Origin of the sequence: Candidatus Symbiobacter mobilis CR (assembly GCF_000477435.1) — a bacterium.
GTDB lineage: Bacteria > Pseudomonadota > Gammaproteobacteria > Burkholderiales > Burkholderiaceae_C > Rhodoferax > Rhodoferax mobilis.
Map to the genome: position 1 here is coordinate 2,320,846 of NC_022576.1, position 11,165 is coordinate 2,332,010.

At 61.7% G+C, this 11,165-nt stretch carries 9 protein-coding genes; 4 read left to right on the top strand and 5 right to left on the bottom strand.

Annotation, left to right across the window (positions count from 1 at the left end):
* The first annotated feature begins 193 nt into the window (after nt 1–193).
* Nucleotides 194–1,603, top strand: a complete 1,410-nt coding sequence (locus CENROD_RS09495) for a purine-cytosine permease family protein (RefSeq protein WP_151194613.1) — start codon at nt 194–196, stop codon at nt 1,601–1,603.
* Here the strand turns inward: CENROD_RS09495 and thiD are convergent.
* From thiD to metX, 3 genes are all read right to left on the bottom strand, one after another.
* Nucleotides 1,569–2,402, bottom strand: coding sequence for a bifunctional hydroxymethylpyrimidine kinase/phosphomethylpyrimidine kinase (gene thiD / locus CENROD_RS09500; RefSeq protein ID WP_022775258.1), 834 nt, complete (start codon nt 2,400–2,402; stop codon nt 1,569–1,571). The genes CENROD_RS09495 and thiD overlap by 35 nt on opposite strands.
* Before the next feature lie 28 nt (nt 2,403–2,430).
* Nucleotides 2,431–3,018, bottom strand: a complete 588-nt coding sequence (gene metW / locus CENROD_RS09505) for a methionine biosynthesis protein MetW (protein ID WP_022775261.1) — start codon at nt 3,016–3,018, stop codon at nt 2,431–2,433.
* 69 nt (nt 3,019–3,087) lie between these two features.
* Nucleotides 3,088–4,248, bottom strand: a complete 1,161-nt coding sequence (gene metX / locus CENROD_RS09510; RefSeq protein ID WP_022775265.1) for a homoserine O-succinyltransferase MetX — start codon at nt 4,246–4,248, stop codon at nt 3,088–3,090.
* A 226-nt stretch (nt 4,249–4,474) separates the two neighbouring features.
* On the opposite strand from metX, the gene ispD reads away from it, so the two are divergent.
* Genes ispD through pyrC form a run of 3 tightly spaced genes read left to right on the top strand, consistent with a single transcriptional unit; the run spans nt 4,475 to nt 6,891 of the window.
* The gene (gene ispD / locus CENROD_RS09515; RefSeq protein ID WP_238551775.1) at nt 4,475–5,275 is read left to right on the top strand and encodes a 2-C-methyl-D-erythritol 4-phosphate cytidylyltransferase; all 801 of its coding nucleotides are present in this window, start codon (nt 4,475–4,477) and stop codon (nt 5,273–5,275) included.
* The gene (gene ispF, locus CENROD_RS09520; RefSeq protein ID WP_022775269.1) at nt 5,272–5,802 is read left to right on the top strand and encodes a 2-C-methyl-D-erythritol 2,4-cyclodiphosphate synthase; all 531 of its coding nucleotides are present in this window, start codon (nt 5,272–5,274) and stop codon (nt 5,800–5,802) included. The genes ispD and ispF overlap by 4 nt, the downstream gene beginning before the upstream one ends.
* Before the next feature lie 33 nt (nt 5,803–5,835).
* Complete coding sequence (gene pyrC, locus CENROD_RS09525; protein WP_022775270.1) at nt 5,836–6,891, top strand: dihydroorotase; 1,056 nt, start codon at nt 5,836–5,838, stop codon at nt 6,889–6,891.
* Nucleotides 6,892–6,897: 6 nt separating this feature from the next.
* Here pyrC and CENROD_RS09530 read toward each other — a convergent pair whose 3' ends face one another.
* Nucleotides 6,898–8,010 (bottom strand): hypothetical protein, encoded by a 1,113-nt coding sequence (locus tag CENROD_RS09530; protein WP_022775273.1) that lies wholly within the window; start codon nt 8,008–8,010, stop codon nt 6,898–6,900.
* Nucleotides 8,011–8,080: 70 nt separating this feature from the next.
* Nucleotides 8,081–11,152: an Ig-like domain-containing protein gene (locus CENROD_RS09535; RefSeq protein WP_022775278.1), complete on the bottom strand. Its 3,072-nt coding sequence runs from the start codon at nt 11,150–11,152 to the stop codon at nt 8,081–8,083.
* Nucleotides 11,153–11,165: the final 13 nt, after the last annotated feature.

Here is an 11,165-nt window from a genome sequence, read left to right on the forward strand (position 1 = left end):
AGCCCCACTACACTGCCCATCGCTGGGGGTGCTGAACCTTGTGGGCTGGCTGTCATAGAGCAGCGAGCCGGGGTTGGGCTGAGATAGTCCCTTTGAACCTGTTGAGGTAATCCTCGCGCAGGGAAGCCGTTTTTCGGGGGCATTGCGTGCCTTCGTCCCCCCAGCGGGAAATGGCGGAACTGCTCCATCTGCCATGGCATCCACTTCTGCTCCCGCTTCTACTCCTACTCCCGCTTCTGCCCTCGCGCCCGCGCTCCATTCCAGTCCTGCGCCTGCGCCCGCTTCTTCCTCGAACGCTTCGTTGTCTGCCCCCGCCCCCGAACGTGTCTTCGGCTGGTGGGATCACACCGCCCTGTGGTTCAGCCTCGGGGTGGGGTTGCTGGTCGTCCAGGTCGGCGCGTACCTCGTCCCGGCAATGGGAACCCAGGGGGCTGCGCTGGCCATCGTGGTCGGGTCTATCGTCGGCGCGGGGCTGTTGGGGTGGACGGCTCGCATCGCCTGTCAGCACGGTCTATCCAGCGCGGGGTTGATGCAGGCAACCTTTGGCAGTGGATTCGCCCGCTTGCCGATCCTCCTCAATATGGTGCAACTCGTGGGGTGGACGACCTTCGAGCTGGTTGTGATGCGCGATGGGACACAAGCCGTCGTTGCGCAGGTACTGGGGTTTCGGCTTGAAGGGGTCTGGGGCCATGCAGCCGCCTTGCTGCCGTGGGGATTGGTGTTGGTGGCATTGCTGGCGGGGTCGATGACGAAGCTGGTTCGTCGCGTCGTCTCCCACGTGGCATTGCCGTTGGTCGTGCTTTCTCTGCTATGGTTGAGCGCACAGTTCGCGGCGCGCATCGACAACCCCGTCGCCTTCTGGCACCGTGCGGGAACGCAAGAAATGGGATGGCTTTCCGCGATGGATCTGGTCGTAGCCATGCCCGCATCGTGGCTGCCTTTGGTGGCCGACTACGCCCGCCACGGCATCCATGCTCGCGGCGCGCAGGGGGGAACGTGGCTGGGCTACGCCATTGCCAATGTCTGGTGTTACGCGCTGGGCTTTCTCGTTGCCAGCGTTGCAGCGACGGACGCGGGAATCGTCCATACCCTGCTGCTTGCGCAAGGCGGCTTGCTGGCGCTGAGCCTGATCCTCATCGACGAACTCGACAACGCTTATGGCGATGTGTATTCGTGTGCCGTCAGCGGTAGCAGCCTTGTTTCACGTTGGCCGCTGTCCCGTTGGGCGGTGGGGCTGGGCGCGGTGTGTGTGGCACTGGCTTTTGTGTTGCCGATGCACGCGCTGGAGCCTTTTTTGCTACTACTCAGCTCGGTATTCGTTCCCCTGTACGGGGTGATTTTGGGCAGTTTGGGCTGGCAACGCACGACGCTGGCCTTGGACACAGTGGGCAAACTGGCCGTGGATTTGGTGGGCAAGGTCGGCAAAGTGGACTGGGGCGCTGCGGGGGTATGGCTGGGTGGCGTGGCCTGCTACCACGCCATTGCGAACGCGGCCCCGCAGTACGGAGCGACCTTGCCCACGCTGGCGCTGACGATCGGCGCGACGTGGGCTGTACGGGCCATGCGGGCTACGCAGGCGCGTCGTCCGGCAGGATGCGCATAGGCGCCGGGCCAAAACCGTGGTTGAGCGGGCCGTTGCCATGGCCCGTGCGCACGGCAGCCCCGCTGCGCAGTGCCTGCGCGACGAAGTCGTGCGCACGCTGCACCGCATCGACGAGCGAAGCCCCCAATGCCAGATGCGCCGCAATGGCGCTGGACAGCGTACACCCTGTACCGTGGGTGTTGGGGGTATCGATGCGCGGCGTTGCCATCCAGATGGGTTCCTGCCCATGCACGAGCAGCAAATCCGTCACAGTCGGCCCCGGTAGATGTCCCCCTTTGAGCAAGACAGCATGGGCGCCCCGGCCCAACAACGCTTGCGCAGCCTCGGCCATGTCCTGGGGGCTGGTGAGTGGCTTGCCAACGAGCAGCGCGGCCTCATCGAGATTCGGCGTGACGATGGCGCTGCGTGGAAAAAGTTGTTGGACGAGCGTTTCGACTGCACGCTGGTCGATCAGCACCGCCCCGCTGGTGGCGACCATGACGGGGTCGAGCACGACATGGGGGAGCACATACCGGTCGATGGCATGGGCCACGGTGTGGACGATCTCGGCACAGTGCAACATGCCCACCTTGACCGCGCAGACGCCAATGTCTTGCACAACGGCGTCGATTTGTTCGCGCAGCATTTCCGGCGGAACGCTATGAATCGACCGCACCTCGCAGGTGTTCTGCGCAGTCAGCGCGGTGATGGCGGACATGCCATAGCAACCCAGCGCAGCGAAAGTTTTCAAGTCGGCCTGAATGCCAGCGCCGCCTCCGCTATCAGAGCCGGCAATGGTCAATACGCGGGGATATTGCATGGGTATAGCGTGGGAAGAATGATCATCTTCAGCGCGAAAGCCGATACACCGATGTGCTGGCAAGCAGATTGGGGAACCGGCGCACCACCTGACCATCCTGAATACCGCAACTATCGAGGATGTGCAGCCCGCACCGGCGTGCGAGGATGCTGAGGTCGGCGTGCGTGCCGAAGCGGATGTTCGGCGTGTCGTACCACGAATAAGGTAAGCGGGGGGTGACTGGCATGCGCCCGCGCAGCACGCTCCAGCGGTTCGGCCAGTGGCCGAAGTTGGGGTGCGCGACGATGCCCACCTTGCCGACGCGCACGGTCTCGCGCAGCATGACTTCCGCATTGCGCAGGTGTTGCAGGGTATCGATCTGCAAGACGACGTCGAAAGAGGCATCCTCGAACATCGATAGCCCTTCATCAAGGTTCGCCTGGATGACCTGCACGCCACGGCGCACGCATTCCAGCACGTTGTCGTCGGCGATTTCGACGCCATAGCCGCTGCATCCCCGCGCTTCTTGCAGGTGCGCAAGCATCGCGCCGTCGCCGCAGCCGAGGTCGAGCACGCGGGACCCTGGCGGAATCCACTCGGCAATGGCTTGTTGGGTGGGGTCGATAAAGCTGGTCATGGGTTCAAGGTCTATGGCATCAAGCCCCCCTCGCCCAGTGGGAGAGGGGCTGGGGGGTGAGGGACACTGTCATCGCCCCAGCGTAGCGGCGACCCTGCTGAAGTAGGCGCGAACGACGCCGTGGTACCGGGCATCGTCGAGCAGGAAGGCATCGTGCCCGTGGGGCGTGTCGATTTCCGCATAGGTGACATCACGCTTGTTGTCGAGCAGCGCCTTGACGATCTCGCGGCTGCGCTTTGGCGAAAAACGCCAGTCCGTGGTAAAGCTCACGACGAGAAAACGCGCAGTGGCGCGGCGCAGTGCCTCCGTCAAATGGCCACCGAAGCGCGAAGCCGGGTCAAAGTAGTCGAGCACTCGGGTAATCAGCAGGTAGGTATTGGCGTCGAAGTACTCGGCAAATTTGTCGCCCTGGTAGCGCAAATAGCTTTCGATCTGGAACTCAATGTCCTGCGTGCTGTAGCGGTACGGGCGCTGTTGGGGCGGTTCTGCGGCGTTGGCGACGATGGCGTCGCGAAGCTGGCGGCCGAAGCGCTCATTCATCACGTCGTCGCTCAGGTACGTGATGTGCCCGATCATCCGCGCGATGCGCAGGCCGCGTTTGGGAACGGTGCCGTGTGCGTAGTAGTTGCCGCCATGGAAGTCGGGGTCGGTGACGATGGCGCGGCGTGCGACTTCATTGAAAGCGATGTTTTCCGCAGTCAGGTTCGGCGCGCTGGCAATGACGACAGCGTGGCGAACGCGCTGGGGATATTGGAGCGTCCAGCTTAGCGCCTGCATCCCGCCCAGACTGCCCCCGACGACGGCAGAGAGGGTGTCGATGCCCAGCGAGTCGAGCAGTCGCGCTTGCGCATCGACCCAGTCTTCGACGGTGACGACGGGGAAATCTGGCCCGTACACCTTGCCGGTATCGGGGTTGGGGTGCATCGGGCCTGTCGAACCGAAGCAGGAACCTGGGTTGTTGACGCCGATGACGAAAAAGACATTCGTATCGATGGGCTTACCGGGGCCGACCATGTTGTCCCACCAACCCTGGCTTTTGCTCTGGCCCTCGTACTCGCCCGCAACGTGGTGCGAGGCATTGAGCGCATGGCATACCAGCACGGCGTTGGAACGGTCGGCGTTGAGAGTTCCGTAGGTTTCAAAGCACAGGTCGTACTCGCGCAGCACCGCACCGGATTGCAGGGGGAGTGCGTCGGCAAAGTGCAGATACTGGGGATTGACGTAGGGCATGAGGAAGGAAAGCGCGAGGAAGGAATGGGTGCGTGATGGGATAGGGTGACGAAGCTGGCGCAAGAGGCAGGAGCAATGACAGTCGCGATCAGCGCCTGGGCCATAGACTATTTTCGCGCCAAACCGCCGCTACAACGCCGCGAATCGGCCGCCAATCCGGCGCTTTCCCCTTCCGACCATTGCGCTGCAAAGCCCGGTTTTGCTGCCATGCCTCTACCTACAATCGATGGTTATGCCCCTGCCAAAACACGCAACCATCCCCTATGCAGACGATGCCACGCAGCGCATCTTTGCCTTGATTCCTTGTGCGGGCGCGGGGTTGCGTTGTGGCCCTTGCGGGGCGGGGCAGCCCAAGCAATTCCACCCATTGGCCGGACAACCCATGGTGTTCCATACCCTCGCTGCCTTTGCAGGGGTGGAGCGCGTGGCATCCACCCTCGTCGTGCTGGCCCCCAATGATGCGGTTGGCGCTGGTTTATTGGAGGCCTGGTGCGCTGATCATCCGCGCTTTGCCTTCTCCGCCTGTGGGGGAGCCACCAGAGCGCGTACCGTGACGCAAGGCCTGGAGCATTTGCTGCGCACGGAAGCGCACGCAGAAGACTGGGTGATGGTGCATGATGCCGCTCGTTGCCTGATTCAGCCGGAATCGATCAATACGTTGATTGACGCCTGCCTGTCGGACCCCGTCGGTGGGCTTCTTGCCCTGCCGTTGCCAGATACCCTCAAGCACGGCCGTGCAGACAGGGTTGCCGCAACGCTGCGCCGTCAGGACAAATGGCTGGCGCAGACCCCGCAAATGTTCCGCATCGGCAAGCTGCTTGACGCTTTGCACCATTCCCCCGACGAAGTGACCGACGACGCCATGGCGATCGAAGCCATGGGGGAATCGCCTTTGCTCGTTCGAGGCAGCACCCAGAATTTCAAGGTCACGTATCCGGAAGACTTGGCATTTGCCGAGACGATTCTTCGCGGGCGCACCTGCTCCGTCCCTCCTCCAGCCTCCCCTAGCCCTTTGACCTCTCCATGAACCCTGCTTCCTTTCGTATCGGCCAAGGCTGGGATGTGCATCCACTGGCGCCTGACCGCAAATTGATCCTCGGCGGGGTGGATATTCCCCATCCCATGGGTTTGGACGGTCATTCTGACGCCGATGTCCTGCTGCACGCGATTACCGACGCCTTGCTGGGCGCCGCCGCGCTGCGCGACATTGGCACGCATTTCCCCGATACCGATTCCCGGTACCACAACGCGGATTCCGCCGTATTGTTGTCGCGTGCCTGGCAGTGGGTGCGATCTTTTGGGTACGAGCTGCTCAATCTTGATAGCACGGTCATTGCCCAGGCCCCCCGCATGGCTCCGTACATCCCGTCGATGCGCTCGTCTGTTGCGCTCATCCTGGGCGTAGAAGAGGAGCAGATCAACATCAAAGCCAAGACTGCCGAAAAACTAGGCCCCGTCGGCCAGGGGCAGTCGATTGAGGCCATGGCCGTCGTGCTGTTGGCGCAAACTGCCCAGCCACGCAAGCGTTCTATGGGTATGGATAGCGACGAGTAATTGCCATTGCGATGGTTTTCCAAGGCGGTATCGATGTGTGCAACCCGTAGCCCAGTACCCTCGATCACCATCGCGCAACCCGACGACTGGCATGTCCATCTGCGCGATGGCGCCATGCTTTCGGCGGTGGTTCCCTATACGGCACGCCAGTTTGCGCGGGCCATCGTCATGCCCAATCTGCTCCCGCCCATCACTACGGCGGAACAGGCGTTGGCGTATCGCCAGCGGATCCTCTCCGCAGTGCCTGCTGGGGTGGCGTTCACCCCCTTAATGACGATCTACCTGACCGACCGCACCACGGCGGCAGACATTGCCCGCGCGCGGGATGCCGGGGTGGTAGCCGTCAAGTTGTACCCCGCTGGGGCGACGACGAATAGCGATGCCGGGGTGACTGCGCTGCACCGCGTCGCCCCTGCGCTGGAGGCGATGCAACGCCTGGGCGTTCCCCTGCTCGTGCATGGTGAAGTGACTGACCCCGCTGTCGACATCTTTGACCGCGAATCGGTGTTTCTGGATACGGTGCTCGACCCCCTGCGCAAAGACTTTCCCGCGCTGCGCGTTGTGATGGAACACGTCACCACGCGGGAGGCAGTGCAATACGTGCAGTCCGTTGCGCAGGGCCTGGCTGCAACGATCACCGCGCACCATCTGCTTTTTCACCGCAATGCGCTGTTGGCGGGGGGGCTGCGTCCCCACTACTACTGTCTGCCGATCCTCAAGCGGGCCGAGCATCGCGATGCATTGCTGGCTGCGGCGACGGGAGGGGATCGGCGGTTCTTTCTGGGCACCGACAGCGCCCCGCACCCCATTCACCGCAAGGAATGCGCCCAAGGCTGCGCGGGGTGCTTTACCGCGCCCGTGGCCATCGAGTTGTATGTAACGGCTTTCGAGGCTGCGGGTGCGCTGGATCGGCTCGAAGCCTTTGCCAGCCACCACGGCGCGGATTTCTATGGACTCCCCCGCAACCTGGGCGCCTTGACCTTGCACCGTGTAGCCTGGGAACCCCCGAAGCGCATCGACACAGCGGACGAAGGGCTGCACCCCTTGATTCCCGAAGGCGGGCTGGGGTGGCGCGTGGCGAATGGGTGATGCCTTTCACCATACCCGCCGTACCCCCACACCAAAGGTTGCGTGGCCGGATCCGAAGCGTTTGGCGGTGCTGCTGTTGTAGGTGACGGGGATGTCATCGAGCAGCAGGTGGCTGGTGGTTTGTGCCCTGCCATAGACCGTCCACCCTGGCCGCACTGGGTAGCTGGCTTGGAATAGCAGATGTTCATTGCGCTGGTAACTGCGTGCGCCGCGCCCGGCCAGGATGCCATCGACCCCATTGCGACGCATGTAGTGATAGAGATAGCCGACGTTGAACGTCCATGCGCCGCGTTGCCATTGCACGTTGCCCCCCACCTGCGCGAAATTTCCACGCCACGCGATTTCGGTCGGGATATCGACACCGTACAGCCCGCTTCGGTCATAGAGCTGCTCCATCACGATCCCGCCCACGTTGCAGGGGGGGATCAGGTTGGCCAGCATCGTATTGCCCCAGAACGTGACGTGGTAGAGGCATCCGTTGCGTTTTGTCGTGGCTTCCATGCCCTGGTACGACAGCTTGGTTTTGCCGATGCCGACGTGTGCGCTCAGGGTGGCGCCCGCCCATACCTTCCAGCTTCCCACCACATCTGCCTGAATCTGGCGATCTTCGGGTTTGTCGATATGCACCGTGCGCAGCCGCGCACCGGGAACCACTATGGCCGTTGTCGATTCGGTAGCGCTGGCGTGGTTGCCCCATGCGGACAGGCGCGCCGCCCATGTTCCGTTCCCGCCGATCCACTCCAGCGGATGCATCGCCGAAACCTGCCACGACGTGTAGTGGTACGCATCCGAAGCACTGCGCAACGACTTTCTGCCTAGCGAAGCCGACAGCCAATTCCCCCCGGCCACCTTGGCCCCGCCGCTGATAGCGACCGAATGAAAGTCCCCGGCGGGGGTGCCTGCGTTGGCGGGGTCGTCTTCGCGAACGCGGAACACATCCAATGCACCGTTCAGATGGTCGGTGGAGAGTTCCAAGTAGGCTTTGTCCGCAGGGGGGGTGGCCTGGAGCAGCGCATCCCAGGGGGCGGAATGCGCTGCGGTGGCGTAGCCCAGCGCTGTGATCGCCGCTGTGATTGTTATACGCAGCGCGACCACGGGAAAGCCGTAACCCAGTCGCATGGGACGTTTTTCTCCGTAGATCGCTGCGTTGCGCACTACGTCGCTTTTTCCGTAGTGTCAGGAACGGCGGTCAATTTTTGGGGCCGAGGATGATGGTTCCCTCTATTGCAGGACCCGTGACGATAAAGCTCGAAGTCAGCGAGGCAGTGCCACCCTGGATCAGGGTAGGTACTTCGATGCTCTTGGTTGGCAGAGTGCCCCCCCCTGCCTTGCGCAAAGGCAGCCCTTGCAGAACGATGGTGACTTTGTATTTTCCGTACAGGTCGGACATGGCAAAGTCGCTGCCCACCCCGTTGATGCCCCAATTCACCACGTCTCCAAACACCACGTTGCTCAACGTGCTGGCGGCTGTAGTCAGCGTGTTCGTGATCCCTTTGACGGAATTCGTAAAGTTGACGATGGCCTGGTTTTCCCCATCCCAGGAAGTGCCGAACACCTTGGCTTCGGCAGTGGTGGGAACGGTGATAGTGACGTTGGTACCCGTCTTGGTCACTTGCACGTTCTTGATGTAGGCCTTCATCAACCCATGACCCACTGGATCGACCTGCTCAATGCTGACTGCGGCATGAACAGTCAGGTTGGCGGGGAGAACCACCGTGCCTTGTTCTCCCAACGCAAAGCGGATCGCAGCGTCGTCGGACACAGGCCACGGAACGTTGATCCCCGTGGATTCAAACTGTGCCAGGGTGTAGCTTCTGGTGGTCGCAGCATCGCGCACATTGATGTTGTCGGCCCCGATGTACAGGTAGGCTGTTGGATTGGGCACGACAGTACCAGCGGGTGCAAGACGGATGTCGTCGATGTAGTAGACCTTGCCGTCCGGCGTGCGGTTGGGGTCAGGGGTGATCGACAGCGTCGTAAACGCCTTGCTCACATCAATCCCTGTGAAGTCCCAATACACAGTTTGCCATGCGTTGGCTGTAGCCAAAGGAAGGCTTTCCACTTCCACGTGCGTCGGATCTCGTTCTGCCGCAGTAACCTTGAGCTTGATCGTCGAACCGGCGATGGGGGAATACACCTTGGCCGCGATCACGGTACGGCCGGTGGCAAAAGGCACCTTGCCATTGTTGATGTTTGACGGCACTAGATACCATGCGCCCCCCCAGATGTCGGCGCTTGCAGGCTTGGTGATTTGGAGGGCGTTGCCCGTTCCGCCAGTGGGCGCAACTTGGGAACTTGCCTGGGCACCGCTATATCCGCCAGAGCCGCCCTGTATGCTTTCGAAATTGGCCAATACCGTTCCTTCATCGACGACGATGCGGGTATCAAAGGCTTGGGGGGCGACCTGTGTGGTGGCATTTGATTTGCCGGCTGCATTGGTCGCGGCGCCTTCCCGCACGCTGACGTTGATCGTCCCGCTGGTATTGGCTGGCGGGGTGACCACCAGGGTGTACACGCTGCCGGAGCCAGACAAGGCACCCACGTTCGCTTCGGGCACCCCGGTGACGGTGATGTCGTCCCTCGCAAAACCCGTAACGCTTTCGCTGAACGTGAAGGTAAACGTCACGGCACCCGTTGCCGTGGTGGTGGATACGCTGTCCGTGATGTTCAAGGTGGGAGCCAGGGTCGTATCGAAGTTCTGGCTGGTCGTTTTGGTGGGACTGGTCTTCCCAGCGCCGTTGGTCGCGGCGCCTTCCCGCACGCCGATGTTGATCGTCCCGCTGGTATTGGCTGGCGGGGTGACCACCAGGGTGTACACGCTGCCGGAGCCAGACAATGCGCCCACGTTCGCTTCGGGCACCCCGGTGACGGTAATGTCGTCCCTCGCAAAACCCGTGACGCTTTCGTTGAAGGTGAAGGTAAACGTCACTGCGCCCGTTGCCGTGGTGGTGGAAACACTGTCGCCAATCTCCAGGGTGGGCGCAGGCGCATTGACCGTTCTGTCGAAAGTCTGACTATCCGACTGGGCAGGGCAGGGCTTGCCCGCTGCATTGTTCGCAGCGCCTGCCGCCACCCTGACGGTAATCGTCCCACTGGTATTTTCAGCCGGGGACACAGTCAGGGTATATACCTTGCCTGATCCAGACAAGGTACCCACGCTCGAAGCGAGCACGCCATCCACGGTAATGTCGCCCAATGCAAAGTCCGAAACATCTTCGCTGAAGGTGAACGTGAAGATCACGGGGCCGGTTGCAGTGCCAGCGACGTTGTCGGTGATCGACAGCGTGAGGGGGGTGTTGGCGGGCACACCTGCGATTTCGTCGCCCAAGGTGGCTGCGGCTGCTTCGGTGGTGGTAGCGCCAAGGTGGCCCTGGTTCTTGGCTGCCTGCACCTTGCTGGCAAGCTGCGTATCGGTCTGTTGTGCCATCGTGACTTGCGTCAACCCTGCTGTCTGATTGCTTGCGTCGATGTAGGCGTCGGCCTGTTTTGCCAATGTCGGGGCGAGCACAGCCGCCAAGGGCGCTGCACCGCCAACGCCTGCAACGGCATTCTTGGCTGTAGTGGGCAAGGTGCTGATCCCGAACATGTTCGCCAGTGCTGTGCGCAGTGCAGCCTGGTTCACATCTTGCCCGTTGAATAGCTTGGTGGTTGTGGGTGATGCCTGGATTGCCTGCGCAAGCCCAGCCGCCAGTGCGTCATAGATGGCGTTTTTGCTGTCTACATCGTTGATTCCTGCCAAAGTAGCGAGCACTTCGGTCGCCTTCTGCAAGATTTGTTGTACGGCAAGGGTCTTGCGCGCCAAATTAGGATGGCTGAGCACACCCTCTGTCGCTTCCACCATGGGGTCGGTGTCCGTCAGCGCTGTGCTGGCATCCAACTCTAGGGCAGTGAGCAAATTCTGCGCCGAAGCGCCATGCACTAGCAGGGTCGTCAATGGGGAAATTACCTTGGATAGTGCAGGGGCTTTGATCATGCCCACAAAGTCCAATTGGGTATCTGTGCTTTTCCCGCCCGTCAGCATCAGAGGATGTTGGCACCCTTCGGAAAAGACGAATTGGCCTTGGGCATTTGTCGGAACCGTGGTTTCGTTTTGATCGCTATCGAGCTGCCAATTTCCAGTTGCATCGCACAGCACAGTCGAATTTTGCAAATAGCCATCGACCGCTACCCCACCCGTCGAGGGATCGGACCCTGAACCACTGCCACCGCACGCAACCAACATCATGGCAGCCGACGCCACTGGAAGGAGACGATATTTCATGGGAACTCCTGCT

Bases quoted from the DNA above. Each gene is read 5' to 3' on its own strand.
- CENROD_RS09495 (WP_151194613.1), top strand. From the start codon at position 194: ATGGCATCCACTTCTGCTCCCGCTTCTACTCCTACTCCCGCTTCTGCC.
- thiD (WP_022775258.1), bottom strand. From the start codon at position 2,402: ATGCAATATCCCCGCGTATTGACCATTGCCGGCTCTGATAGCGGAGGC.
- metW (WP_022775261.1), bottom strand. From the start codon at position 3,018: ATGACCAGCTTTATCGACCCCACCCAACAAGCCATTGCCGAGTGGATT.
- metX (WP_022775265.1), bottom strand. From the start codon at position 4,248: ATGCCCTACGTCAATCCCCAGTATCTGCACTTTGCCGACGCACTCCCC.
- ispD (WP_238551775.1), top strand. From the start codon at position 4,475: ATGGTTATGCCCCTGCCAAAACACGCAACCATCCCCTATGCAGACGAT.
- ispF (WP_022775269.1), top strand. From the start codon at position 5,272: ATGAACCCTGCTTCCTTTCGTATCGGCCAAGGCTGGGATGTGCATCCA.
- pyrC (WP_022775270.1), top strand. From the start codon at position 5,836: ATGTGTGCAACCCGTAGCCCAGTACCCTCGATCACCATCGCGCAACCC.
- CENROD_RS09530 (WP_022775273.1), bottom strand. From the start codon at position 8,010: ATGCGACTGGGTTACGGCTTTCCCGTGGTCGCGCTGCGTATAACAATC.
- CENROD_RS09535 (WP_022775278.1), bottom strand. From the start codon at position 11,152: ATGAAATATCGTCTCCTTCCAGTGGCGTCGGCTGCCATGATGTTGGTT.